The 25,396-nt window shown below is 70.6% G+C and carries 27 protein-coding genes; 9 read left to right on the top strand and 18 right to left on the bottom strand.

The annotated features are described in order from the left end of the window. Window positions 1-55 precede the first annotated feature (55 nt). Window positions 56-655 (top strand): biotin transporter BioY, encoded by a 600-nt coding sequence (locus ABD732_RS14400; RefSeq protein ID WP_344784923.1) that lies wholly within the window; start codon window positions 56-58, stop codon window positions 653-655. Further along, complete coding sequence (locus ABD732_RS14395) at window positions 652-1,332, top strand: energy-coupling factor ABC transporter ATP-binding protein (RefSeq protein ID WP_344784921.1); 681 nt, start codon at window positions 652-654, stop codon at window positions 1,330-1,332. The genes ABD732_RS14400 and ABD732_RS14395 overlap by 4 nt, the downstream gene beginning before the upstream one ends. A 16-nt stretch (window positions 1,333-1,348) precedes the next feature. Here ABD732_RS14395 and ABD732_RS14390 read toward each other — a convergent pair whose 3' ends face one another. Next, on the bottom strand, window positions 1,349-3,016 hold the full coding sequence (locus tag ABD732_RS14390; protein WP_344784919.1) for a cation:proton antiporter: 1,668 nt from the start codon (window positions 3,014-3,016) through the stop codon (window positions 1,349-1,351). 102 nt (window positions 3,017-3,118) lie between these two features. On the opposite strand from ABD732_RS14390, the gene ABD732_RS14385 reads away from it, so the two are divergent. From ABD732_RS14385 to ABD732_RS14365, 5 genes are all read left to right on the top strand, one after another. After that, entirely contained in the window at window positions 3,119-3,529 is a 411-nt protein-coding gene (locus ABD732_RS14385) for a VOC family protein (protein WP_344784917.1), read from the top strand. 7 nt (window positions 3,530-3,536) lie between these two features. Next, a complete protein-coding gene (locus ABD732_RS14380; RefSeq protein WP_344784914.1) occupies window positions 3,537-4,139 on the top strand; it encodes a CbiQ family ECF transporter T component in 603 nt (200 codons plus the stop codon). 46 nt (window positions 4,140-4,185) lie between these two features. Continuing rightward, the gene (cysK, locus tag ABD732_RS14375; protein WP_344784912.1) at window positions 4,186-5,124 is read left to right on the top strand and encodes a cysteine synthase A; all 939 of its coding nucleotides are present in this window, start codon (window positions 4,186-4,188) and stop codon (window positions 5,122-5,124) included. After that, entirely contained in the window at window positions 5,124-5,705 is a 582-nt protein-coding gene (cysE, locus tag ABD732_RS14370; protein ID WP_344784910.1) for a serine O-acetyltransferase, read from the top strand. Before cysK ends, cysE begins: the two co-directional genes overlap by 1 nt. A 79-nt stretch (window positions 5,706-5,784) precedes the next feature. Beyond that, window positions 5,785-7,293, top strand: coding sequence for an MFS transporter (locus ABD732_RS14365; RefSeq protein WP_344784908.1), 1,509 nt, complete (start codon window positions 5,785-5,787; stop codon window positions 7,291-7,293). Window positions 7,294-7,303: 10 nt separating this feature from the next. Here the strand turns inward: ABD732_RS14365 and ABD732_RS14360 are convergent, their stop codons facing one another. The 6 genes from ABD732_RS14360 to guaB all read right to left on the bottom strand — a co-directional run bounded on the left by ABD732_RS14360 (window position 7,304) and on the right by guaB (window position 15,084). Next, window positions 7,304-8,515, bottom strand: coding sequence for an amidohydrolase (locus ABD732_RS14360; RefSeq protein WP_344784906.1), 1,212 nt, complete (start codon window positions 8,513-8,515; stop codon window positions 7,304-7,306). 42 nt (window positions 8,516-8,557) lie between these two features. Then, window positions 8,558-10,066, bottom strand: coding sequence for an anaerobic C4-dicarboxylate transporter family protein (locus ABD732_RS14355; RefSeq protein ID WP_344784904.1), 1,509 nt, complete (start codon window positions 10,064-10,066; stop codon window positions 8,558-8,560). A 76-nt stretch (window positions 10,067-10,142) separates the two neighbouring features. Continuing rightward, the gene (locus tag ABD732_RS14350) at window positions 10,143-11,903 is read right to left on the bottom strand and encodes a GMC family oxidoreductase N-terminal domain-containing protein (protein WP_344784902.1); all 1,761 of its coding nucleotides are present in this window, start codon (window positions 11,901-11,903) and stop codon (window positions 10,143-10,145) included. 50 nt (window positions 11,904-11,953) lie between these two features. Continuing rightward, entirely contained in the window at window positions 11,954-12,364 is a 411-nt protein-coding gene (locus ABD732_RS14345) for a DUF1622 domain-containing protein (RefSeq protein ID WP_344785033.1), read from the bottom strand. 18 nt (window positions 12,365-12,382) lie between these two features. After that, a complete protein-coding gene (locus ABD732_RS14340; protein ID WP_344784900.1) occupies window positions 12,383-13,546 on the bottom strand; it encodes a GuaB3 family IMP dehydrogenase-related protein in 1,164 nt (387 codons plus the stop codon). A 26-nt stretch (window positions 13,547-13,572) separates the two neighbouring features. Continuing rightward, window positions 13,573-15,084 (bottom strand): IMP dehydrogenase, encoded by a 1,512-nt coding sequence (gene guaB, locus ABD732_RS14335; protein WP_344784898.1) that lies wholly within the window; start codon window positions 15,082-15,084, stop codon window positions 13,573-13,575. A 67-nt stretch (window positions 15,085-15,151) separates the two neighbouring features. On the opposite strand from guaB, the gene ABD732_RS14330 reads away from it, so the two are divergent. Beyond that, complete coding sequence (locus ABD732_RS14330) at window positions 15,152-15,541, top strand: DUF5319 domain-containing protein (protein WP_344784896.1); 390 nt, start codon at window positions 15,152-15,154, stop codon at window positions 15,539-15,541. A gap of 47 nt (window positions 15,542-15,588) precedes the next feature. On the opposite strand, the gene ABD732_RS14325 is transcribed toward ABD732_RS14330, so the two are convergent. The 3 genes from ABD732_RS14325 to ABD732_RS14315 form a co-directional block, all read right to left on the bottom strand. Continuing rightward, entirely contained in the window at window positions 15,589-16,428 is an 840-nt protein-coding gene (locus ABD732_RS14325) for an anti-sigma-D factor RsdA (protein WP_344784894.1), read from the bottom strand. After that, complete coding sequence (locus tag ABD732_RS14320) at window positions 16,425-16,997, bottom strand: sigma-70 family RNA polymerase sigma factor (RefSeq protein ID WP_344784892.1); 573 nt, start codon at window positions 16,995-16,997, stop codon at window positions 16,425-16,427. The genes ABD732_RS14325 and ABD732_RS14320 overlap by 4 nt, the downstream gene beginning before the upstream one ends. Before the next feature lie 88 nt (window positions 16,998-17,085). Then, window positions 17,086-17,907: a hypothetical protein gene (locus ABD732_RS14315; RefSeq protein ID WP_344784890.1), complete on the bottom strand. Its 822-nt coding sequence runs from the start codon at window positions 17,905-17,907 to the stop codon at window positions 17,086-17,088. A 269-nt stretch (window positions 17,908-18,176) separates the two neighbouring features. Here ABD732_RS14315 and ABD732_RS14310 point away from each other — a divergent pair, with 269 nt between their 5' ends. Beyond that, a complete protein-coding gene (locus ABD732_RS14310; RefSeq protein WP_344784888.1) occupies window positions 18,177-18,476 on the top strand; it encodes a WhiB family transcriptional regulator in 300 nt (99 codons plus the stop codon). Between the two features lie 91 nt (window positions 18,477-18,567). Here the strand turns inward: ABD732_RS14310 and groES are convergent, their stop codons facing one another. From groES to ABD732_RS14270, 8 genes are all read right to left on the bottom strand, one after another. Beyond that, entirely contained in the window at window positions 18,568-18,867 is a 300-nt protein-coding gene (gene groES / locus ABD732_RS14305) for a co-chaperone GroES (RefSeq protein ID WP_344784886.1), read from the bottom strand. 152 nt (window positions 18,868-19,019) lie between these two features. Next, window positions 19,020-20,048 carry a tRNA (adenosine(37)-N6)-threonylcarbamoyltransferase complex transferase subunit TsaD gene (gene tsaD / locus ABD732_RS14300; RefSeq protein ID WP_344784884.1) on the bottom strand — a complete coding sequence of 343 codons (1,029 nt, stop codon included), beginning with the start codon at window positions 20,046-20,048 and terminating at the stop codon, window positions 19,020-19,022. Then, a complete protein-coding gene (gene rimI / locus ABD732_RS14295; protein ID WP_344784882.1) occupies window positions 20,045-20,521 on the bottom strand; it encodes a ribosomal protein S18-alanine N-acetyltransferase in 477 nt (158 codons plus the stop codon). The genes tsaD and rimI overlap by 4 nt, the downstream gene beginning before the upstream one ends. Next, a complete protein-coding gene (gene tsaB / locus ABD732_RS14290) occupies window positions 20,518-21,204 on the bottom strand; it encodes a tRNA (adenosine(37)-N6)-threonylcarbamoyltransferase complex dimerization subunit type 1 TsaB (protein WP_344784880.1) in 687 nt (228 codons plus the stop codon). The genes rimI and tsaB overlap by 4 nt, the downstream gene beginning before the upstream one ends. Further along, window positions 21,197-21,658 carry a tRNA (adenosine(37)-N6)-threonylcarbamoyltransferase complex ATPase subunit type 1 TsaE gene (gene tsaE / locus ABD732_RS14285; RefSeq protein ID WP_344784878.1) on the bottom strand — a complete coding sequence of 154 codons (462 nt, stop codon included), beginning with the start codon at window positions 21,656-21,658 and terminating at the stop codon, window positions 21,197-21,199. Before tsaE ends, tsaB begins: the two co-directional genes overlap by 8 nt. Beyond that, complete coding sequence (locus ABD732_RS14280; RefSeq protein ID WP_344784876.1) at window positions 21,655-22,782, bottom strand: alpha/beta fold hydrolase; 1,128 nt, start codon at window positions 22,780-22,782, stop codon at window positions 21,655-21,657. The genes tsaE and ABD732_RS14280 overlap by 4 nt, the downstream gene beginning before the upstream one ends. Then, window positions 22,779-23,930 (bottom strand): alanine racemase, encoded by a 1,152-nt coding sequence (alr, locus tag ABD732_RS14275; protein ID WP_344784874.1) that lies wholly within the window; start codon window positions 23,928-23,930, stop codon window positions 22,779-22,781. The genes ABD732_RS14280 and alr overlap by 4 nt, the downstream gene beginning before the upstream one ends. A gap of 5 nt (window positions 23,931-23,935) precedes the next feature. Beyond that, a complete protein-coding gene (locus ABD732_RS14270) occupies window positions 23,936-25,396 on the bottom strand; it encodes an NAD(P)H-hydrate dehydratase (RefSeq protein WP_344784872.1) in 1,461 nt (486 codons plus the stop codon).

The following is a 25,396-nucleotide window of genomic DNA, read 5'->3' as shown; positions in this document are numbered from 1 at the left end:
ATACGGGCCCCGGGCCCACTGTCCAGCACACCAAGGCCACCCTTAGGCTTAGCGGGTGCCCGGCTACCTGAAATTCACCGTCAACGACCTCGCGCAGGCCGCGGTCTTCGCTGCCCTGATCGCGGTGCTCGGTCTGCCGGGAGCGTTCAACCTGGCCAGCGGCATCCCGATCACCCTGCAGACGATGGGTGTGATGCTGGCCGGTGCCGTCCTCGGCCCCAAGAAGGGCACGGCCGCCGTCGTGATCTTCATGGTGCTGGCGATCGCAGGCCTGCCGATCCTCGCAGGCGGCCGCTCGGGCCAGGTCGCGCTCGCCTCGCCGACCGCCGGCTACTTCCTGGGGTTCCTGCCCGGCGTCATCGTCATCGGCGTGCTGACCGCGTTCATGATGCCGCGCTACCGGGTGTGGCTGGGCTTCCTGATCAACTTCCTCGGCGGCGTCGTGGTGATCTACATCTGCGGCATCATCGGCCTTCTCGCCCGCACCGATGAGTCGCTGCGGTACGTGATCGTCACGACCCACGCCGCCCTGGTCCCCGGCGACGTGATCAAAGCGGTGATCGCCGCACTGGTCGCCGCCGCCGTCCACCGCGGTCGCCCCGGTCTGATTCACCCGCTCCGCCCGCGACCCGCTGAGCCCGTCACGCCGGCATGACCTCCATCGAGTTCGACGACGTCACCCACGCCTTCACCGATCGCCCGGTGCTGCGCGGGGTCACCCTCGAACTCGCCGAGCACCGCATCGGCATCATCGGCGCCAACGGCAGCGGCAAGTCCACCCTGGCCCGCATGATGAACGGCCTGGTGTCCCCAGACTCCGGCACCGTCACCGTCAACGGCCTCAACGTCGCCAAGAACAAACGCAAAGTGCGCCGGCAGGTCGGCTTCATCTTCTCCGACCCGGATCGGCAGATCATCATGCCGACGGTCCGCGAAGACATCGAACTGTCCCTCACGCGGGTCACCAAGGACAAGCGGCAGCGCCGGGAACGGGCCCTGGCGACCCTCGCCGACTTCGGCCTGGCCGACCACGCCGACCAGCCGTCGCACACCCTGTCCGGAGGTCAGAAGCAGCTCCTCGCCCTGGCCTCGATCATGGTGATCGGGCCGTCGATCCTGATCGCCGACGAACCCACCACCATGCTCGACCTGCGCAACGCGAACATGCTGCGCGACGTCCTCGGCGGCCTCGACGAACAACTCGTCGTCCTCACCCATCACCTGGATCTGCTCGCCGACTACGACCGCGTGCTGGTACTCGACGACGGCCGCGTGGTCGCCGACGACGAGCCCGCCCCGGCGATCGCCTACTACCGCTCCCTGATGTCCTGACGAGTCGGTTGCCTGATCAGTCGACGTGCTTGCCGCGCAACTCGATCGCGATCTGTTCGGCGTCGAGATTGGTGAGCGTCTCGTCGAGCACGTCGGCGTCGAATGCGCCGTCATCGCGTGCATCGAGCAGCGCTGTGCGCTCGGCCTCGATCACCTCGAGACGTTGCTTCTTCCGGACGGCGAACTCCTCCTGACGATCGGCATCGGGAGGAATCACCGGCTCGGCGACCGACTGCGCCGCGTCCCGGAGCTGTTGCATGAGGCGCGCCCGCTCGGCGGCGTCCTGTGCCTCCTGGGCACCGTGGTCCGTCGGTGCGATCAGCCGCAGCAGCGGTCCGATGGTGCCGCCCTGGATCGCCAGCGACAGCAGCGCCACGGCGAAGGCGATGAGGATCAGAACCGGCCGCTGCGGGGTGTCCGCCGGCAGCGTCTGCGCGGCGGCCACCGTCACCGCGCCGCGCATGCCGGCCCACACCACCACCGCGCCCTCGCGCCACCCCAGCGGCGCGCGCAAGAAGTAGTCGATGTCGGCCAGCCCCCGCGTGATGCGTTTGGTGAACCGTTCGAGTCCCCGTTCGCTCAGCTTGCGGCCGCGCTCTTCGAACTTCGCCGCCGTCTGCTCGCGACCTTCCGGCGTCTGGAGCTTCTCCTGCAGAGTCTCGAATCGCGGCTGCAGACGCGCCCGGAGACGTCCCCGCAGCCCGAGTACGCCGATCAGCGGGGCGACGTAGGCGGCGCGGATCACGATGGTGAGCAGCAAGGCGATCAGCGCGACCAGCACCGCGTTGCCGACCCCGGCGTGGTCGCGTTCGACGCTCTCCACGATCGGCCGGATCTGCAAGCCGAGTGTCAGGAAGACGACGCCTTCCAGCACCAGCTCCACGGTCTGCCAGTTCTGCCGATCGGACAGTCGGCTTTGCGCCGACAGCAGGCGCGGGGCGCGGACGCCGGTCACCAGACCGGCGACCACCGCGGCGACCAGACCCGAACCGCCGAGCAACTCCGTCGGCACGGACGCGATGAACGGCACCGTGAACGACAGCGCCGTGTTCACCGGCGGCCGGCTGATCCGCTTGCGCACCTGCAGGTTCCCCAGCCCGACCCCGGCGCCCACGACGACGGCGATCACCACCGACCACGCGAATGTGCCGAGCGCACCCCAGAAGCTGAACGTCGCCGCCGTCGCCACGATCGCCGTCCGCAGCAGCACCAGCGCCGTCGCGTCGTTCAGCAGCGATTCGCCGTCGAGGATCGCCACCACGCGTTTGGACACCGGGGTCTGTTTGACGATCGACGTCGCGACCGCGTCGGTCGGGCTGACGATCGCGCCCAGCGCGACTCCCCACGCGAACCCGAGTCCGGGCAGCACCAGCATGAAGAACAGCCCCAGCAGAAGGGCACTCGCCACCACGAGCACCACCGACAGGCCGCTGATCGCCCCGAACTCGCGCCGGAAGTTCATCGCCGGCATCGACACCGCGGCCGAGTACAGCAGCGGCGGCAGCAGCCCTTCGAGAATCCACTCGGGCTCGATCTCGAACTCGCGCAGCGCGGGCAGGAAACTGGCCCCCACGCCGATCGCGACCAGTAGCAGCGGCGAGGCCAGCCCCAGCTTGGGCCCGATCACCGAGGTCGCCGCGATGGTCAGTACCGCGACCACCGAAACCACCAGCAACTCGACCATGGCGAACGCCCTACCGAGCCCGCACTCGACTGGGCGGGGCCGTGGCGCAGGTGGTCGCGTTCACCCGCTGATTATGGCGCACTCGCGGCGCATACTGTTCCCATGGCATTCATCCCGTACCTGTTCTTCAGCGGCAACTGCGCCGAGGCCTTCTCTCGCTATCGCGAGATCTTCGGCGGCGAGCTGTCGATCATGCGCAACTCCGACGCCCCGGCCGACGCGCAGATGCCCGGCGGCGGCGACTTCGTCATGCACGCGAGCCTCACTCTCGACGACGGCGCACTGCTGCTGGGTTCGGACGATCCCACCGGCGACGACGGCCGCAAGGTCGGCTTCTCTGTCTCGCACAGCACCCCGGACGTCGAGTCCGCCCGCCGGGTGCTCGCCGCTCTCGGGGAGGGCGGCGAGGTCACGATGGAGATCGAGGAGGCCTTCTGGTCCGCCGGCTTCGGCATGTGCGTCGACCGCTTCGGCGTCCCGTGGATGATCGACGTGGCCCACCCGGAGCAGTGACCGCGCGATGACCATGCTCGGCACCTATGTGCCCGGCGGTACACCGATCCACCGGCTGCCCGCCGGGGTCAAACTGCTCGCGCTGATCGCCGCGATCCTGGCGATGACGCTGAGCGTCCACACCCCGATCGGGGCCGGCGTGGCCGTCGGCGCCGTCCTGGTGGTGTTCGTGCTGGCCGGGCTCGGGCCGCGGCGGGCCTGGCCGCTGCTGCGCGGGCCGTTCCTGTTCGTCGCGGTGATCTTCGTCTTCCAGGTGTTCCTCACCGACTGGCGGCGGGCGGCGGTGGTGTGCGCGGTGCTGCTGGCCTCGATCGGGCTCGCAGCCGTGGTCACGCTCACCACCCGGACCACGGATCTGCTCGCGGCCATCGTCGCCGCGCTCGCTCCCCTGGAGAAACTGGGTGTGCGGACGGATTTAATCGCCATGGCTCTAGCCTTGACAATCCGGTCCATCCCGCTGATCGCGGAGGTCTTCACCCAGGTCGACCAGGCCCGACGCGCCCGCGGATTGCGGCCCGGCCCGCGGGTGCTGTTCGTCCCGGCGGTCCTGGCCGCATTGGAGACGGCAGATGGCTTCGCAGACACCCTGGCGGCCCGCGGCCTCGACTAGGCTCGAAGCAGTTGCACAACCGACCACCACCGGCAAAGGATTTATCGTGGCTCCGAAGATTTTCGATGACGTGACCGCAGCTGTCGGCCGCACCCCCCTCGTCCGCCTCAACCGGATCACCGACGGCGCCGAAGCCACCGTGCTGGCCAAGCTCGAGTTCTACAACCCGGCCAACTCGGTGAAGGACCGCATCGCGGTCGCCATCATCGATGCCGCCGAGGCCGACGGCACCCTGCCCCCGGGCGGCACCATCGTCGAGGCCACCAGCGGCAATACCGGCATCGCCCTGGCGATGGTCGGCGCGGCCCGCGGCTACAACGTGGTCCTGGCCATGCCCGAGTCGATGTCCAAGGAGCGACGTGCTCTGCTGCGCGCCTTCGGCGCCGAGCTGGTGCTGACCCCGGCCGCTGAGGGCATGGCCGGCGCCGTCCGCACCGCCGAGGAGATCGCCGCCGAGCGTCCCGGCGCCGTGCTGGCCCGGCAGTTCGCCAATCCGGCCAACGTCGCCGTCCACCGCGCCACCACCGCCGAGGAGATCTGGGCCGACACCGACGGCCAGGTGGACGCCGTGGTCGCCGGCATCGGCACCGGCGGCACCGTCACCGGTGTGGGCCAGGTCCTCAAGGAACGCAAGCCCGAGGTGAAGGTCTTCGCCGTCGAGCCCGAGGAGTCGGCGATCCTCAACGGCGGCAGCCCGGCCGGTCACAAGATCCAGGGCATCGGCGCCAACTTCGTCCCCGAGGTCCTCGACACCGACGTGTACGACGAGGTGATCGACATCAACGCCGACACCGCCTTCGCGTGGGCCCGCCGGGCCGCCACCGAGGAGGGTCTGCTGGTGGGCATCTCGTCCGGTGCGGCCCTGGCCGCGGCGGTGAACGTGGCCAAGCGCCCCGAGTTCGCCGGCAAGACCATCGTCGTGGTGCTCCCCGACTTCGGCGAGCGCTACCTGTCGACGCCGCTCTTCGAAGGACTCGTGGACTAGTGACCGACTCGCAGCCTCCCTTACTCGCAATCCTGAGGGAGGACCTGCAGGCCGCGTGCGACCGCGACCCGGCTGCCCGCTCCAAACTGGTGGTGGCGCTCGCCTACCCTGGCGTGCACGCGCTGTGGCTGTACCGCATCGCCCACGGCCTGTGGACCAGCACGCTGCCGCTGCGGCTGCCCGCCCGCCTGCTCTCCCAGTTCGCCCGGTTCCTCACCGGGGTGGAGATCCATCCCGGTGCGGTGATCGGCCGCCGCTTCTTCATCGACCACGGCATGGGCGTGGTGATCGGTGAGACCGCCGAGGTCGGCGAGGACGTGCTGATGTTCCACGGCTCCACCCTCGGCGGTACCAGCATGAGCAAGGGCAAACGACATCCGACGGTCGGCGACCGCGTCCTGATCGGCGCCGGCGCCAAGATCCTCGGCCCGATCAGCCTGGGCGACGACGTGAAGGTCGGCGCCAACGCGGTCGTGGTGCACGACGTCCCCGCCGGCTACGTGGCCGTCGGCGTCGCCGCCAAGTCGCGCCCCGGCCCCGACGTGATCGACCCGTACGCCGAACCGGCCCTGTACATCTGACGCGCTGTACATCTGACGCGCTGTACATCTGACGCGCTGTACATCGATATCCGATGTACCTCTGAGTCCTGGGAGTCCCGTGAACCGCAAATGGTGGACGTTGGTGATCGTCTGCCTCGGCACCTTCATGCTGCTGCTGGACGTGACCATCGTGATGGTCGCGCTACCCGACATCGAACGGGACCTGGACGCCTCGTTCACCCAGCTCGAATGGGTCACCGACGCGTATGCGCTGTCACTGGCGGCCCTGCTGTTGACTTCCGGCGCCCTCTCCGACCGCTTCGGCAGGCGGCTGATCTTCGGCCTCGGACTGGCGGTCTTCACCGCCGGATCAGCGCTGTGCGGGGCGGCCAACAGCGCGGAGATGCTGGTCGGCTCGCGGGCCGCGCAGGGCGTCGGCGGCGCCATGCTGTTCGCCACCTCCCTGGCGCTGCTGGCCGCGAACTACCAGGGCAAAGACCGCGGGATCGCGTTCGGTGTCTGGGGTGCGGTCACCGGAATCGCGACCGCCGTCGGGCCCATCCTGGGCGGTGCCATCACCACCGGTATCAGCTGGCGCGGCATCTTCTACGTCAACGTGCCGGTCGGCGTCATCGCCCTGGCCCTCACGTTCTGGCTGATGCGCGAGTCGAAGGCGCCGTACGCGCGCCGCATCGACTGGGCGGGCATGATCACCTTCACCGGCGGGCTGTTCGCCCTGGTGTACGGCGTCACCGAGGCCGGTGAGACGTCGTGGACCGACACCACGGCGCTCTGGTGCTTCGCGATCGCGGCCGTGCTGATGATCGCCTTCGTGGTGATCGAGTGGCGTATCCGCGAGCCCATGTTCGATCTGGACCTGTTCCGGGTTCCCACCTTCCTCGGCGGCTCCATCGCGGCCTTCTGCATGAACGGCTCGATGTTCGCCATGATGCTGTACTTCGTGCTGTACCTGCAGAATCAGCTCGGCTTCAGCGCGCTCGACGCCGGTCTGCGGCTGCTGGTGTTCTCGGCGGCGACCATGGTGGTGGCCACCATCGCCGGCCGGCTCACCGACCGAGTCCCGGCGCGCTGGATGATCGGCCCCGGCCTGGTGCTGGTCGGCGCCGGCCTGCTGACCATGACCGGCCTGTCCGCGGACAGTTCGTGGACGCATCTGATCGTCGGCTTCGTGCTGGCCGGCATCGGCGCCGGTCTGGTCAATCCGCCGCTGGCGTCCACCGCCGTCGGTGTGGTCACGGTGGCCCGCTCGGGCATGGCCTCGGGGATCAACAACACCTTCCGGCAGGTCGGTATCGCTGTCGGTATCGCGGTCTACGGCACCCTGTTCTCGTCCATCATCACCGCCGACCTGAAGGAACAGCTGGCGGGTTCACCGGGCGACGGCGTCGACCCGTCGGCGATCTCCGGGGCGGTCAGCGGCGGCCAGGAGGCCAAGCTGCTCGACCACGTGCCCGCCGCCTACCGGGGCGAACTGTCGGACGCGATCGGCGTCGCCTTCAGCGACGCGATGAACCACCTGTTCGTGATCAGCGGCGGCGTCGCGATCGTCGGCGGCGTGGCCGCGTTCTTCCTGATCCGCAGCAAGGACTTCGTCCAGACGCCCTGATCCGCCGCGATCAGCTCAGCCAGGCGCGGGCGGCGGTCACCAGCGCCGCCACCCCCATGGTGAGCGTTGGCTCGATCACCGGGGCGTACTCCGGCGAGTGGTTCGACGGAATCTCCGCGAGCACCTGGAAGAGGTCGGCCGGCGGAGCGAACAGTTTCGGATCGGCACCGCCGAGGAACCAGTACACCGAGGGGGCATTCGCGGCCGCACCCAGCTGACCGAAGTCCTCCGAGCCCGACCCCGGCGGCACCTCCATCACGCGCCCGGCGAAGGCGGTGTTGAACGCACCGACGACGCGCTCGAGGGCGGCATCGTCGTTGTGGGTGGCCGGGCCGCTGTACAGAGTGACGATCTCCGGTTCACGTTCGGCACCGGAGGCCATCGCCTCGCCCTTGACCACCCGGGCGATCGCGTCGAGCACCTTGGTCCGCACCAGCGGGTCGAAGGTGCGGACCGAGAGCTTGAGGGTCGCCTCGTCGGGAATCACGTTGTTCTTGGTCCCGGCCTCCACGACGCCCACGGTGACGACGGCCTGATCGGTCGCGGCCACCTCGCGGCCGACGATGGTCTGCAGCCGCAGGATCACCGCGGCGGCCATCACGATCGGGTCGATGGTGGCCTCCGGCCGCGAGCCGTGCCCACCCTTGCCGAACAGCGTGATCTCCAGCGCATCACTGGCCGCCAGCGTGTACCCGGGGTGGTAGAACACCATCCCCGCCGGACCGGGCGCGACGTGCTGGCCGAGCACGACGTCGGGGTGCGGCACCTTGTCCAGCAGCCCGCCGTCGACCATGGCCTTGGCGCCGGAGAGATTCTCCTCGGCCGGCTGGAAGACCGCGACGACGGTGCCCTTCCACTCGTCGAGGGTGGACGCCAACTTGCCCGCGGCGCCGATCAGCGCTGTGGTGTGCATGTCATGACCGCAGGCATGCGCCACCGGGACGGTCTCGCCGTCGTCGTTCACAGCGGTCACCGTGCTCGCGTAGTCGAGCCCGGTCTCCTCCGCGACCGGCAGCGCATCCATGTCGGCGCGCAACCACACGGTCGGCCCGTCGCCGTTGCGCAGCACCCCGACGAGGCCGTAGCCGCCGATGTTCTCGGTCACCTCGTAGCCGAATGACTTCAACGAGTCCGCGACGATGCCCGCGGTGCGCTGCTCGTGCCCGGAGAGCTCCGGGTGGGCGTGGAGATCCTTGTAAAGCGTGGCCAGATCGGTCGTCATGGAAACTGTCCTATCGTGCTGGGTTTCAGGTGGGCCGGACGATCAGAAAACGAACATTTGAACGACCATGCCGACGGCGATCGAGAAGACGACGCCGAGCAGCATGGGCACGGTGAACGAGCCGTTGATCAAGATCGAGCCCTGCTTGGTGGAGCCTGTCTTGTCCGTCATGATGCATGCCTGGCCGAGGCCGCCCATCGAGGCCAGCAGGTTGTTACCGCTGGCCGCACCGAGCATGCCGGTCATCGGCCCGACTCCCAGGCCGGCGATGACCGACGCCGGGATCAGGATCGTCAGGGACGCCACCTGACTCTGGATCAGGGCAGCGAGGACGAAGAGGATCACCGCGAAGAGCAACACGGAGACGCCGATCGCACTGCCGACGAAGCTCTTGATCGACTCCATATGGGCGTTCAGGATGGTTCCCGCCATGACCGGCGTGGCCAGTAGCAGCAGCGCCGCGATCAGTCCGGTTCCGACGATTGGCTGACCGATCACCTTGGGCGTCTTGACCTTGCAGATGATCATGATGAGTCCCACCACCGCGAACATGGTGATCGGGATCATCGTGGACATCGAGACGTGCCGTTCCACCATGTGCGCCACCGGGGCGTCCAAACTGCCCGAGTCGTCGATGACCGCCACCGAGTACGTGGGCCGCAGCTTCTCGAAGAATCCCAGGATGCAGCCGACGATCACGCCGCCGACGAAGATGTATGCACTCCATGCGGCACGCGGCGGAAGCGGCTCGGCCTCAACATCATCAGCGAGCTCCGGCGGCGGCTCCACCTCTCCGGCAGCCAAACGCCGCTGGTATTCCGGATCGTCCTCCAGATTCTTGCCGTAGCGGGTCATCACCAACGACATCAGCACGGTGGCTATCAACGAGGCCGGCACGGTGACGGCGAGAGTCTTGCCGAGCGAATTGCCCTGACTCTCGGTCATCTGAATGAACACGTAGCTCACTGCCGCGACCGGGCTGGCCATCAGCGCCAGCTGGCAGACCGCGTTCGCGGTGGCCAGCACCCGCTCGGGACGGATCTTGGCCGAATACGACACCTCGTACAGGATCGGGATCAGCGCGAAGGTGATGTTGCCGGTACCGGACATGACCGTGAACAGCCACACCAGCAGCGGGCCGATGATGGGTATCTGTTTGGGGTGCCGGCGCAGTGCCTTCGCCGCCATGCGCACCAGCCAGTCCATTCCCCCGGCGGCCGTCATCGCAGCGGTGGCACTGATCACCGACAGGATGATGAAGATCGCGGCGATCGGTGCCGTTCCCGGTTGGAGTCGCAGGACCTCGACCATGATGAACACCGAGACGGCGGAGGCACCGATGAGCCCGAACGGCCCGTACCGCGCGCCCAGAGCCAAAGGCAGCAGAAAGAGCAGGATCTCGACGACGACCTTGAAGACTGTCAACTCATTCTCGCTTCCCAGTGACTCGAATGCAGCTTTCGTCAAGTTATCGTGGTGCCCGCCTCGGGCTACCTGGCGACTCGGGGAACCGGCACCGAATACACCCGTGCATGGCACGATTTGAACCACTTACGGCCTCACCCACCCGCGTCGGCTATCGCCTAAGGCATGGCCGCAGGTGGAGCGCCGGATGCTCCTATAGATGTCAGTCGGGCACGCGAGCAGAATGCTCCGGGGCCGAGTGGTCGACCGGAGTGAGATTCAGCCGCAGTGCTCCAGGGGCACCCGCCGGCACCACCGGTGCCGCCGGCGGATTCGGGGCCATTCGCACATAGGCCTCCCCCTGCGCCGGTCGAGGATCGGCGTCACCGCGGTTCGGCCACAGGGCGATCGCCCGCTCGGCCTGCGCGCAGATCGTCAGCGACGGATTCACGCCCAGGTTGGCCGAGATCGCGGCGCCGTCGGTGATGTGCAGGGTCGGGTAGCCCCAGACGCGGTGGTACGGGTCGATGACGCCGGTGGCCGGGTCGTCGGAGATCACGCAGCCGCCCAGGTAGTGCGCGGTGAGCGGCATGTTGACGATGTCGCCCCAGGTGCCGCCCGCCATGCCGTCGGGCAGCTGGTCGGCGGCCAGCCGGGTGGCCTGGTTGCCGGCCGGGATCCACGTCGGGTTCGGCTCCCCGTGCCCCTGCTTGCTGGTCACGTACTTGAGCGGGCCGCGCTTGCGCAGATAGGTGGTCAGCGAGTTGTTGTTGTTCTGCATCACCAGCGCGATCACGGTCCGCTGACTCCACTTGCGCACGACGAGCAGCCGCACCAGCAGCAGCGGATTCTTGGCCGCCTGCTGCAGGAACTGGCGGACCCGGTATCCGATGGTGCCGCCGTCGGTGAGCAGGGTCTGCAGGTAGGCGATCGCGTTGCTGCCCTTGCCGTAGCGGACCGGTTCGATGTGGGTGTCGGACGCCGGATAGAACGACGACGTGATCGCCACGCCCTCGGAGAAGTCGCGGTCCGCGTCGTAGGTGCGCGCCTGGGCGCCCAGAATCGACTCGGAGTTGGTGCGGGTCAGCACGCCCAGCGCGTCAGAGACCTTCGGCAGCGTCGTGTCCTTGGCACCGAACATGATCTTCTGCGTGTTGAAGGTGCCGGCGGCCACCACCACCTGCGCGGCGGTGTAGTCGCGGCGCCGCGCCCCGAACGGCCCCCACGCCGACGAGCCCCGCGTGGACACCACCCAGCTGCCGTCGCTGCGCTGGGCGAGGCGGTCGACGGTGGTGCGGTCGATGATCCGCGCGCCGTTGGCCTCGGCCAGGCCCAGGTAGTTCTTCATCAGGGTGTTCTTGGCGCCGACCCGGCAGCCGGTCATGCAGGCGCCGCATTCGGTGCAGGCGGTGCGGGCGGGTCCGGCACCGCCGAAGTACGGGTCGGGGACCTGCTGGCCGGGCGCGCCGTCACCGCCGGTCTTGGCGCCGAAGAAGACGCCCACCGGGGTGGGGCCGAAGGTGTCGCCGACGCCCATCTCGTCGGCCACCTTCTGCATCACCGCATCCGAGTGGGTGAAGGTCGGATTGGTCACCACGCCGAGCATGCGTCGCGCCTGCTCGTAGTGCGGGGTCAGCTCGGACTCCCAGTCGGTGATGTGCGCCCACTGCGGATCGTTGAAGAACGGTGACGGCGGTTTGTACAGGGTGTTGGCGTAGTTCAGGGAGCCGCCGCCCACCCCGGCGCCGGCCAGGATCATCACATCCTTGAGTGCATGGATGCGCTGAATGCCGTACAGGCCAAGCCGCGGGGCCCACAGCCATTTGTGCAGGCGCCAGCTGGTCTTGGCGAACTGGTCGTCCTCGAAGCGCCGGCCGGCCTCGATCACCCCGACCCGGTACCCCTTCTCCACCAGCCGCAGTGCGCTCACGCTGCCGCCGAAACCGGAGCCGATGATCAGGACGTCGAAGTCGGTGTTGCCCATGACTGACGATACTAATGACCGTTGTCACTATTCCGACAGCAAGCGTGCCCTTACTTGTCGGACGCCTTGGCTGCCGCGGCGTCCCGGCGCACCTCGTGGGCGACGACGGTGGCCCCGCTGGTGACCACTGCGCGCCGCCACGGCAGCACGCCGTCGATCTCGATCTGGATGGAGATCGACAGCACGGTTCGGATGAGCACGATGATGCCCAGGATCAGGGCGTCCTCGATGGACGGTTTGGAGGTGATGGTGCGGACCAGGTCGGCGGCCACCAGGACTTCCAGACCGAGCAGGATGGCGCCGCCGAGCGTCCGGCGGACGATGCCGAAGATCTCCTCGCCGGGATCCCCGCGCCCGATGGCCCGGATCCCCAGGACGATCGCGATCAGCAGACCGACCACCATGGCCAGCGTGCCCAGCGACTCGAAGGCTACGGCGACCCAGGTGAAGACATCCTCCATCACATCCACGGGCTCACCTTAGCCGCGGACGGACAGGCCCACCTTCTGAAACTCCTTCAAGTCCGCGTAACCGGCCTTGGCCATGGAACGGCGCAGGGCGCCGATCAGGTTCAGCAGGCCGTCCGGATCGTCGGACGGGCCGTTGAGCACCCGCTCCAGGCTGGAGCGATCGGTCGCCTCGGCGACCTGGAGCAGCGCGCCGCGCGGGGTGTCCGGGTGGGCGGCCGCCGACGGCCAGTACCAGCCGCGCCCGGGCGACTCCTCGGCGGCGGCCAGCAGCGTGCCCAGCGAGACGGCGTCGGCGCCGCAGGCGATGGCCTTGGCGATCTCGCCGGAGGTGTGCAGGTCGCCGTCGGCGATCACGTGCACGTAGCGGCCGCCGGTCTCGTCCAGGTAGTCGCGGCGGGCCGCGGCGGCGTCGGCGATCGCGGTGGCCATCGGCACGCCGATGCCCAGCACCTCGTTGGTGGTGGTGGCGCCCTCGGCCGAGCCGTAGCCGACGATCACCCCGGCCGCGCCGGTGCGCATCAGGTGCAGCGCGGTGCGGTGGTCGTGGACGCCGCCGGCGATCACCGGGATGTCCAGATCGGAGATGAAGGTCTTCAGGTTCAGCGGCTCCAGCTCGGTGCCGTCGCCGTTGCGGTCGACCAGGGTGACGTGCTCGGCGGAGATGATGGTGCCGTGGACGACGAGGATCTCCATCCCCGCCGCCAGCAGCGCCGGCGTCAGTTCGGGGGCGTGCTGGGGGCTCACCCGCACGGCGGTGGTCACCCCCGCCTCCCGCACCTGTGCGACGGCGGCGGCCAGCAGCTCCGGCTGGACCGGGGCCGAGTGCAGCTTCTGCAGGAACCGCACGGCGGCTCTCGGGTCGGGATCGGTGTCGGCGACCTCGATCAGCTCGGCGAGCTTGGCGTCGACGTCGGTGTGCCGGGCCCACAGGCCCTCACCGTTGAGCACGCCGAGCGCACCGAGACGCCCCAGTGCGATCACCGCGGCCGGCGAGCCGATGGCGTCGGTCGGATGGTTCAGGATCGGGGCCTCGAACCGGTAGGCGTCGATCTGCCAGGCCGTGGAGACGTTCTTGGACGACCGGGTCCGCCGGGACGGGACGATCGAGATGTCTTCGAGTTCATAGGTCCGGCGGGCGGTCCTGCCCATGCCGAATTCGACGAGGTCACGCACTCGAGGCGCCTTTCTGTCAGCTGCTCTCAGCGAGAGTAGTAATTCGGCGCTTCGGCCGTCAGGGTGATGTCGTGCGGGTGGGATTCCTTGAGCCCGGCCGCGGTGATCTGCACGAACTGCGCCTGCTGCAGTTCGGCGATGGTCTGGGCGCCGGTGTATCCCATGGCCGCGCGCAGACCGCCCACCAGCTGGTGGATCACCTGCGACAGCGGGCCGCGGAAGGGCACGCGGCCCTCGATGCCCTCGGGCACCAGCTTGTCCTCGGCCAGCACGTCGTCCTGGAAGTAGCGGTCCTTGGAGTACGACTTGCCCTGCCCGCGGCCCTGCATGGCCCCGAGCGAGCCCATGCCACGGTAGCTCTTGAACTGCTTGCCGTTCACCAGGATCAGTTCACCCGGCGATTCGGCGGTGCCGGCCAGCAGCGAGCCGAGCATCGCGGTGGAGGCACCGGCCGCGAGGGCTTTGGCGACGTCACCGGAGTACTGCAGGCCGCCGTCGGCGATCACCGGGACGCCCGCGGCGTCAGCGGTCGCGCAGGCTTCCAGGATCGCGGTGATCTGCGGGGCGCCGACCCCGGCCACCACGCGGGTGGTGCAGATGGAACCGGGGCCCACCCCCACCTTCACCGCGTCCACGCCGGCGTCGATGAGCGCCTGCGCACCGGAACGGGTGGCGACGTTGCCGCCGATCAGCTGCACGCGTCCGCCGAGTTCGGCCTTGAGCTTGGCGATCATCTCCAGGACGCCGCGCGAGTGCCCGTGGGCGCTGTCGACCACCAGGACGTCCACCCCGGCCTCGGCCAGCAACGTCGCCCGGGTCCAGGCCTCGTCGCCCGCACCGACCGCGGCGCCGACCAGGAGACGGCCGTCGGCGTCCTTGGTGGCGTACGGGTGCTGCTCGGTCTTGACGAAGTCCTTGACGGTGATCAGACCGGTGAGTCGGCCGTTGCCGTCGACGATCGGCAGCTTCTCGATCTTGTGCCGCCGCAGCAGGCCGAGCGCGGCCTCGGCGGAGACGCCCTCCTGGGCGGTGATCAGCGGCGCCGGGGTCATCACCTCGGCCACCGGACGCGACTGGTCGTGCTCGAAGCGCATGTCGCGATTGGTGATGATGCCGACCAGCGCGCCGGCATCGTCGACCACGGGCAGCCCGGAGATCCGGAAGCGGGCGCACATGGCGTCCACCTCGGCGAGGGTGTTGGTCGGGCTGCAGGTGACCGGGTCGGTCACCATGCCCGCCTCCGAGCGCTTGACCGTCTCCACCGCCGACGCCTGCGCTTGCGCCGACATGTTCCGGTGCAGCACGCCCATGCCGCCGGCGCGAGCCATCGCGATGGCCATGCGCGACTCGGTGACGGTGTCCATGGCCGAGCTCACCAGGGGCACGCGCAGAGTGATGTCGCGGGTCAGTCGCGACGAGGTGTCCACCGCGTTCGGCACCACCTCGGAGGCGGCCGGGAGCAGCAGTACGTCGTCGAAGGTCAGGCCGAGCATCGCGACCTTGCCGGGATCATCTCCACCAGTGCGCACGGGAGTCATCGCTCCATCGTATCGGCCCGCACGCGGCCCGGCCCCCGGTGCCCACCGGATCGGCTACGGTGGAGGCGTGCACGACCACTTCCCTCCCGGCATGCCGCCGGATCCCTTCGCCGACGACCCGACCGATCCGGCCGCCGCGCTCGACGCCCTCGAACCCGGCGTCCCCCTGGATGATCAGGAACGGGAGGCCGTGCGCGAAGATCTGGTGGACCTGGAGGTCTACGAACGCCTTCTGGCCCCGCGCGGCATCCGCGGACTCGTAGTGATCTGCGAGGACTGTCGTGAAGATCACTTCCACGACTGGGACATGCTGCGCGCCAGCCTGCATCAGCTGCTGCTCGACGGCACGGTGCGGCCCCACGAGCCGGCCATCGAGCCGCGCCCGGAGGACTACGTCACCTGGGATTACTGCCGCGGCTTCGCCGACGCGCACGCCGTCTTCCGCGACCGCCGCTGAACCGGCTTCAGCCCGAACGACCCTCGGTCACCGAACGCCTCAACCGCTCAGCGGCTGGGGGTCGGTGAGACCGTGACGGTGCGCGAGGCCTGACTCGAACTGGTCGGCCGGGAGGTGGACGGTTCCGAGCTCGACGGCTGCGACGGTGACGACGACGGCGCCGAGGAGGACGACGACGGCGTCTCGGACGAGGGGACGGTGACCGTCACCGAACTCGACGTGCTGGAGTCGCTGGTGATGTCCGACGGCGGTGTCGCCGGATCGGTGCTCGACTCGGAGGTGCCGGTCATCAGCCGCTTGTCGGTCTCGGTGCGCTTGTCGTCGTCGTCGCGCAGCCGCTGAATCCACTGCTCCATGCGTTCGCGGGTGGCGCCCTCGTTGATCGGCCGCAGCTCATGCTCGGCTTGTTCCACCAGGGAGGCGACGGCCACGGTGTCCCCGGCGGCCCGGGCCGCTTCGGCCCGTTCGAGGTGGTTCTGCACGTTGATGGTGGCCTGGGTCTGCTGCGCCTGCTCGGCGAAGACGACCTTCTTGACGTTCCACAGCGGATCGCCGGGCTCGGAGTTCTCCGACAGCACCAGCAGGCCCGCGGCGGCCACCGCGGTGATCGCGGCGGCGCCGGAGATCAGGCGCAGGTGGCGCGTGAAACCCTGCCGTTTACGTTCGGCGGCCTGTGCGGCAAGCGCCGCGTCCACGTCGGCGAGCGTCGGATGAACGGGCGGCGGCGGTGCGAGGGCCTCGGTGCGCCAGGCGAACAGGAGTGAGCCCACGGCGGCTTCGCCCTCGTCGGCGGGCGGCAGTCCACCGCCGGCCGCCAGGGCGTCCAGGAATTCGTCGTCGCGGCGTACGGCCTGCAGGTCGACGGAGTTCTCGCCGTGATCCTTCACCGTTCACCTCCGGAGGTCAGTAACTTCTTCAGCTTCGTCAGGGCCCGGTGCTGTGCGACGCGCACGGCGCCGGCACTGCTCCCGACCATTTCCGCGGTCTCGTCCGCGGACATCCCCACCACCAGGCGCAGCACGAGGATCTCGCGCTGCTTCTCCGGCAGGGTCTCGAGGAGGCGCGCCATCCGGCGGCTGGCGTCGTTGTCCATCGCCTGCTGCTCGGGTCCGGTGGAGAAGTCGACCGATTCGGGGATCACGTCCACCGGGTCGGCTTTCACGCGGGCGGCCGAGCGCATGGCGTCGGCGACCTTGTGCGAGGCGATGCCGTAGACGAAGGCCATGAACGGACGGCCTTGGTCTTCGTACCTGGGTACCGCAGTCATCACCGCCATCAGCACCTCCTGCGCGACATCGTCAGCGGAGAACAGATGCCGTTCGCCGGCACCCATCCGCGCCCGGCAGTAACGCAGGACTGGTTCCCGCACACTCTCGAGCACTGAGTTCAACGCTGCGCGGTCCCCGCCAGCCGCTTCCCGGACCTTCTGGTCCAGCGCCTCACCTGTCAGTTTCATCGTCACGCTGTGCTCGAAGTGTTACATCGCCGTGGTCACACCGGGTCGCTGCGGAGGGCAGCACGGGTGGGCGGGTCACCGATCCACCTTATCGACCGTGCCGTTCGCCCGGCCGGAGGGGCGCTAGCGGCATGCCGCGCAGTGCGAGCCGGTCGCGCAGTTCAGTGACTTCGCCCTGGTAGACGGCCTGCTCACCAGTCTGGTCACTGGAGCGCAGACCGGCCAGCAGGGTGGCCGCGGCCCAGCGCAGCGGGAGCAGCCCCAGTTCCCCGGCGCGTGCGTGGGCGGCCCGGGCGCCGCGGTCGGCCGCGGCGGTCTCGCCGCCGGCGGCGGCCACGGCCGCGGCGATGAGATCGGTCTTGATCCGGTGCCGCGGGGAGGGCAGGTCCGCGGCCAGTTCGGCCGAGGCGGCCGCGGCGGCGCGGGCCACCGCGAGGTCGCCGGAGTACAGGCCCCATTCGCTGCGCACCCACGACAGCCGCAGCGCGGTGCGCGGCAGCGTCTGCCAGTCCACCTCGGATCCGGCGGCGGCCGCGGCGGCGCCGGCGTGCGCGGCCGCGCGGTCCAGGAGGCGGGCCGAGGCGGCGAAATCGGCCAGACCGAGGTTGTCGGCGGCCAGCCCGATGAGCCCGTCCAGCCAGGCCGCGTCGAGCCAGGGGTCGCCGGGATCGCCGGTGGCGGCCACGGCCACCGAGCAGGCCCGCCCGTCGCCGGCGCGCGCCGCAGCGTGACCACCGGCCTGGCGGATCAGGGAGGCGCGGGTGCTGTGCGCCAGGGAACGGATCGAGGCCGCCGTCGCCCGGTCGGCGTCCAGGGCCGCCAGGGCGCAGCGCGCGGCCGCGGCCCGACCCTGCGCGCCGAGTTCGACGGCGGCGGTCCACGCGTGCAGGCCGGCCGGCTCGGGGCTCATCGTCCTCTTCTCGTCAGTTTCTCGGCAGATTTCTTCGGGCGTAACACTCGGTGACTTCCCGTCGCCCGACCCCGCCCGCGGTCCACCCCATGTTTACCCCGTGTTACCGCGAAGCGACGAAACCGCAGGAGCCGCACCGGCCGTTAACCTAGCGGCAAAAATGCTGCTCATACCGGGTTTCGATGCTGTTTGACTCGCTCGATTCGCGCGTCCTAGCGTGAGCGATGCAACGACCGGAACCAACGAGAACCGACGAGAGGACATGCGCCGTGACCATCACCGCAGACCACCTGCCCGGCCCCAACGCCGACTTCTGGGACTGGCAGCGCGAGGGGCATTGCCGGGGTCTGGACTCATCGGTGTTCTTCCACCCCGAGGGTGAGCGCGGCCATGCCCGCCGGCAGCGCGAGCGGCACGCCAAGCAGATCTGCGCCGGCTGCCCGGTGATCGATCAGTGCCGAACGCACGCGCTGTCGGTCGACGAGATCTACGGGATCTGGGGCGGCCTGTCCGAGCACGACCGCAACGTGATCCGGCGCCGCCAGCCCAGCCACTCGCTGGCTTCCTGAGGGGTCCGGCTTCCTGAGGGGTCCAGACAGACGACCGCCCCGGCGGGCCGGGGGGCCTGCCGGGGCGGTCGTTGTCTAGCTACGGGGAGCGTCAGCCGACGACTGCGAGAATGTCGCGAGCCGACAGGATCAGGTAGGTCTCTCCGCTGTAGGTGATCTCGGTGCCGCCGTACTTGCTGTAGATGACGGTGTCACCTTCAGCGACGTCGAGCGGGATCCGCTTGTCGCCGTCCTCATCCCAGCGGCCGGGGCCCACTGCGATGACCTTGCCCTCCTGGGGCTTCTCCTTGGCCGAGTCCGGAATGACCAGCCCGGAAGCGGTGGTCGTCTCGGCCTCGATGGCCTGGATAAGGATCTTGTCCTCTAGCGGCTTGATGTTCACGCCTGCCACGATGTCAGTCCTTCTGTCTCGTCTTGCTGATGAAGAGTTCACAGCTCGGGCTCGGTGCCACGTCGTCGCGGGTGCCGTGGCATGAATCCCTTGCCGACTAGCACTCTACCCAGGCGAGTGCCAGCACTCAAGCCTTGCGGGCGCTGATTCGCTCAGAGTTTGCTGATCTGGACCGACATGCCCGGATCGGTGGCCACCGTCAGCGGCGACGGCGGCGCTCCCCCGCCGATCACGTGCGCGCCGAGGGTGGCGACCATGGCCCCGTTGTCGGTGCACAGCCGGGGCTTGGGGACGCGCAGCGCCACCCCGGCGGCGTCGGCGCGCTCGCTCGCCAGCGACCGGATCCGCGAGTTGGCGGTCGCACCGCCGCCGAGCACCAGGGTGCTCACGCCGCGCTCGGCGCAGGCGCGCAGCGCCTTGGCGGTCAGCACGTCGGCGACGGCCTCCTGGAAGGACGCGGCGACGTCGGGGACGCTCACCTCGCGGCCGGCGCGGACCTCGCCCTCCACGTAGCGGGCAACGGCGGTCTTGAGCCCGCTGAAGGAGAAGTCGTAGGGCGCATCGCGCGGGCCCGTGAGACCGCGCGGGAAGGCGATGGCCCCCGGGTCGCCGTCGCGGGCGGCCGCGTCGAGGGCCGGGCCGCCGGGATAGCCCAGATCCAACAGCCGGGCGACCTTGTCGAAGGCCTCCCCGGCGGCGTCGTCGATGGTGGTGCCGAGTTCGTCGAGGGGCCGGGCCAGATCGTCGATGCCCAGCAGGTGGGTGTGGCCGCCGGAGACCAGCAGCGCCACCGACGCGGGCATCGGACCGTGCTCCAGGGTGTCCACCGCGACGTGCCCGCCCAGGTGGTTCACCGCGTACAGCGGCACGTCCCAGGCCAGGGCGTAGGCCTTGGCCGCCGCGACTCCCACCAGCAGCGCGCCGGCCAGGCCGGGGCCGATGGTCACCGCGATCGCGTCCGGGCGGTCGATACCGGCGGTCTCCCGGGCGCGGCTCATGGTCGGCACGATCGCTTCCAGGTGCGCGCGGGAGGCCACCTCGGGCACCACGCCGCCGTAGCGGGCGTGCTGGTCCACGCTGGAGGCCACCTCGTCGGCCAGCAGCGTCGCCGCCTCGCCGTCCCAGGACACGATGCCGACGCCGGTCTCGTCGCAGGAGCTCTCGATCCCCATCACGATCACGGGCGGTTCACCTCCGCAGCCGCGGGCCGCACCATGGTGTAGGCGTCGGCGCCGGACGGCTGATAGTAGTTGCGGCGCACGCCGGCGACGGCGAAGCCGGTGCTCTCGTACAGCGAGATCGCCACAGTGTTGTCGGTGCGCACCTCCAGGAATACCGGCGCACGGTGGCGGTCGGCAACCTGGAGCAGCGCGTTCAGCAGGGCGCGGCCACCGCCGGTCCCCCGGGCCTCGGGGACCACGGCGATGGTGTGTACCTCGCACTCGTGTCCGCCGGCCGGGCCCAGCACGCTGATGCCGGCGTACCCGGAGACCGGGGCGCCGGGCTCGGCGCGCAGGGCGAAGTAGTGGTTGTAGCCGGCGGCCAGCTCGCCGACGAACCCGGCCAGCGGCCACGGGGAGTCGCCGGCGAACAGCTGCGCCTCCAGCTCGGCGCACCGCGGCAGGTCGCGGGGCGTCAGCGCGTCGACGATCATCCCAGCAGCGACTTGCGCCGCTGATCCTTCAGTTCCACCGCGTCCGGGCGCCGCAGATACAGCGGTGTGAGCGTCTCCGGGACGGCGCCGACGCGGATCGCCCCGGCGGCGACGGCCACCAGCGAGGCCGCGGTCGGCGCGGTGACCGCCGCGACCGGCAGCGCGTACCGGTCGGTGAAGCCGGGGGTGCCGGCGACGACCTCCGCCCCGCCCGGCGGCACCGCGTCGGGGGCACACACGTCGGGTCCGGCCACCCGGGCACCGCCGGTGTAGCGGCCCCAGTAGACCTCGCGGCGGCGCGCATCGGTCACCACCAGCACGTCACCGGCGTCGGCCTCATCGGATTCGGTGACGGCGGCGGCGATCGCGTCCAGCGAGCAGACGCCGTAGACGGGCAGGCCCAGGGCGTCGCCGTAGGCCGCCGCGGTGGCCATGCCCACCCGAAGCCCGGTGAACGGGCCGGGCCCGCAGCCCACCACGACCGCGGCCAGATCGGCCCCACCGATCCCGGCCTCGGCCAGCACCTCGCTGATCAGGGTGGTGAGCACCTCGGCGTGCCGCCGGTGATCGTCCACCACCCGCTGCGCCAGGGTCTGCGGGCCGTCGCCGGTCAGCGCCACCACCCCGGTGACCACCGACGGCGTCGCCGTGTCCAGGGCCAGTACCAGTCGCCGCTCAGTCATTGCGCACCCATTCCCACTCGGCCCGACGGACTTCGGAGTCATCATCGCGGCGCAGCCGCACCAGCAGGTATTCGTCCACCAGCCGCTCGGCCACGCCTTCGCCCCATTCGACCACCACCACCGAGTCGGCCAGGTCGGTGTCCAGGTCGAGGGCGTCGAGGTCGTCCAGGCCACCGAGCCGGTAAGCGTCGACGTGGATCAGACCGGGCCCGCCGGGGGTGCCGGCCGCGTGCTGGCGGGCGATGATGAAGGTCGGCGAGGAGACCCGGCCGCGCACCCCCAGGCCGGCGGCCAGGCCGCGGGTCAGGGCGGTCTTGCCCGCACCGAGGGGGCCGTCCAGGATCACCAGATCGCCGGGGGCCAGCACCGCGGCCAGCTGAGAGCCCAGGGCTTCGGTATCGGCCATCTCCGGCAGGGTGCGGCGCCCGGCGGCGCCGCGCTCGACGGTGCTCATCGCGTGCCCCAGCGCCAGCGCATCTTGGGGCGTCCCAGGGCCAGCCGGGACCGCTGCAGCAGATCGTCGATGCCGTCGTTCACCAGGTCCGGGTACTCCATCGGCAGCATGTGCCCGCAGCCCTCGCCGATCACCAGGCGGGAGTCGTCACCGAGCTCGGAGTACATGCGCACCGAGTTCGGCAGCGGGGTGAGGCGGTCGACGTCGCCGCCCATCACCACCGTCGGCACCTGCGCCAGCACCGGCAGCGCGGTGGATTCGTCGTGACTCTCCAGTGCGTGCAGGAAGTTCACCATCGTCGAGATCGAGGTGTTCTGGATCATCGACTCCACGGCGTGTCCGGCGGACGGGCTGTAGAAGTCCGGGCCGAAGCTGGCGGCCACCAGCACCGGCTCCACCGCCTGGCGGGTGATGCCGCGCCCGGCCTGCACCAGCCGCGGGAAGTAGCGGACCGAGACGCGCAGCGCGTCGACGATCGGATTGTTCAGGCCCTCGCCGAGACCGGCCTCGGTGATGCCGCGGGCCGCGGTGGAGACCAGGGCGACGCCGCTGATGCGGCCCTGATGGCCGAAGAGCTCGGGGTGGGCGCGCGCCAGCGCCATGATCGTCATGCCGCCCATCGAGTGGCCGACCAGGATCACCGGTCCGGTGGGGGCCACCGCGCGGATCACCGCGGCCAGGTCCAGGCCCAGCTGCGGGATCGAGGCGCTGTCGGCCGGGGCCGGATCGGAACGCCCGTGGCCGCGCTGGTCGTAGAAGACCATCTTGATGCGGCGGTCGGCCCACCGCTCGGCCAGCCCGTAGCGCTGGAAGTGCCAGGACGCCAGGCGCAGCGTGAAGCCGTGGACGAAGATCACCGTCGCCTCGGGCGCCGCGTCCGGGTCGCCGCCGGTGACGCGGGTGCGCACGGCCAGGCCCACGCCGTCGTCGACGATCACCGTCGACGCCTCGTCGGTGTAGAGGGCTTTGAAGTCGACGTCGGCGTACGGGTCGACGGCGGCTCCGGACTTGCGGCGCTGTCGCCGGCGGCGGACGTTGCCGCCCACCGTGGCGCCCAGGGCGCCGACGTCCCGCAGGCCCGACGACCAGGCCGGCAGCCGGCGCGTGGTGTGCGGATCGGTCATACCGGTCCCCCGGTGTCGCCGCCGACGTAGCGGCGCTGCGCGCGACCGCGGATGCCCGAGACGATCTCGTAGTCGATGGTGCCGATGGTCTCGGCCCAGTCCACGGCCTTGGGTACCTCCGGCTCGCCGGCGGGGGTGGCGCCGAAGAGCACGGCCCGGTCGCCCTCGGACACGCCGCCGCCGTCCGGGCCCAGGTCCAGCACCAGCTGATCCATGCAGATGCGGCCCACACCGGGGAACCGGCGGCCGTTGATCGAGACCTCGAAGCGCCCGGAGATCAGGCGCGGGACGCCGTCGGCGTAGCCGGCGGGCAGCACCGCGATCGTGGTGTCGCGCGGGGTGATCCAGCTGTGCCCGTACGACACCCCCTGCCCGGCCGGGATCTTCTTCACCAGGGCCACTTCGGCGCTCAGCGTCAGCGCCGGGATCAGACCGAAATCCATCCCCGGGATCGGCGAGCAGCCGTACAGGGCCAGGCCGGGGCGTACCAGATCGCGCGACAGGTCCGGGCGGGTCAGGGCGGCCGGCGAGTTCGACAGATGCAGCGCCTCGGGCACCACCCCGAGCCGCGCCAGATCGGCCGCGGCGGCGTCGAGGCCGGCGGCCTGCTGCGAGTTCATCGGGTGATCGGGTTCGTCGCCGAAAGCCAAGTGGCACATCATCGCCCGCAGCGTGATCGCGCCTTCGGCCTGCGCGCGGGCCAGATCGGCGGCGGTCTGCGCCCACTCGTCCGGGGCGATTCCACTGCGTCCCATCCCGGTGTCGACCTTGGCGGTGACGATGGCGGTGGTGCCCGTCTCGCGGGCGGCCGCGACCACCGCGGCCAGCTGCCGAGGCGAGGAGATCGCGAGGTCGACCCCGGCGGCGATCCCGGCGGCGAAGTCGGTACCGGGGGTGTGCAGCCAGGAGGTCAGGTGCGCGTCGATCCCGGCCGCGCGCAGCGTCAGCGCCTCGGTGAGGTGGGCGACGCCCAGTTCGACGGCCCCGGCCGCCAGCGCGGCGCGGGCGACGGGCACGGCGCCGTGGCCGTAGCCGTCGGCCTTGACCACCGCGATCACGGGAGCGCCGGCCCGTTCGGCCACCACCCGCACGTTGTGGGCGATCGCCGACAGGTCGACGGTGGCGGCCAGCGCCGGCGAATCGGTCATCGTCGTCATTGTCCCAAGCCCTCCAGCTCGCGTATCGCCTGCGGTACCGCGGCGACCAGATCGGACGCCCCGATCGGTGCGCCGCCCGGGCCCGGCGGGCCACCGTGCTCGGCCAGCAGCGCCGCGCGCGCGTGCACCCGGGCGGCGGCCGCACCGGCCGGGCGCGGCGGCAGTCCGGCGGCCAGCAGCGCACCGGCCATCCCGGACAAGACGTCGCCGGCGCCGGCGGTGGCCGCCCACGACGATCCCGCGTCGTTGCCCAGCACCGTGCCGTCGGGGTCGGCGACCAGGGTGATGCGGCCCTTGAGCAGCACCGTCACCCCGAGCTCGGCCGCCAGTTCGCGAACCGCGGCCAGCCGATCGGGGCCCACCGGGTGTCCGGCCAGGCGCGCGTACTCCCCCGCGTGCGGAGTCAGCAGCGTCGGCGCGGTGCGTCCGGCCAGCAGATCGGGACGGCGAGCCAGAACGGTCAGCCCGTCCGCGTCGACCAGGGCCGGGACGTCGGCGGCCAGGACGTGCTCCACCAGATGTTCGGCGTGCGCGCCGGTGCCCAGGCCGGGGCCGACCACCCAGGCCTGCACGGTGCCTGCGTCGGCGATGCGGTGTACGGCGACCACTTCGGGGCGGTGGCCGACCACCACTGCGGCGGCGCCGCCGACGAAGCGGGTCATCCCGGAGGTCGCGGCGATCGATCCCCCCGTGCACAGCACCGCGGCACCCGGGTACTGCTCGGAACCGGCGACGATCCCGGCCACGCCCTGGGTGTACTTGTCGTCGGCCGGGCCGGGCAGCGGCCACAGCGCGGCCACCTCGGCGTCGGTGAGGCTCGCGACGGCCGGCTCCCCCAGCGTCGAGCTCTCCCCCTCGGCGAGGCCGATGTCGATCACCTCGATCCGGCCGCACCGCGGCGCGGCCAGCAGGTGCGCCAGGCGCCGGGCGCCGAAGGTCACCGAGACCGTGGCGGTCACCGACGGGTCGTGCACCTGCCCGGTGTCCGGGTCGATCCCCGAGGGCAGGTCGACGGCCAGTACCGGCACCCCGGGCACCGCGGCGAAGGCGTCGGCGGCGGCCGGGCGCAGCGGCCCGTGCCCGCCGAGGCCGACGACGGCGTCGATCACCAGGTCGGTGTCCGGCGAGAGTGTCGGCACCACGCGGCCGCCGGCGGCGCGGAACGCGGCCAGACCGCCCGGGTGCGCGGCATCGGGGGCCGGCAGGACGGCCTGCACGGCCGCGCCGGAGCGCGCCAGCCGGGCCCCGGCGTAGAGCGCGTCACCGCCGTTGTTGCCGGCACCGACCACCAGGCCGACGCGTCGGCCGTAGACGCCGCCGCAGCGCTCGCGCAGCTCCGACAGTGCCACCCGGGCGACGCCGGCCGCGGCGCGTGCCATCAGCACGCCGCCGGTCAGCAACGGCCCGGTGGCCTCCTCGGCCGCGCGGATCTGCGCCGCGGGGTAGTAGCCGATCAC

This window comes from Gordonia caeni (assembly GCF_039537105.1).
Taxonomy (GTDB): domain Bacteria; phylum Actinomycetota; class Actinomycetes; order Mycobacteriales; family Mycobacteriaceae; genus Gordonia; species Gordonia caeni.
This window is presented reverse-complemented; position numbering and strand designations above follow the sequence as displayed.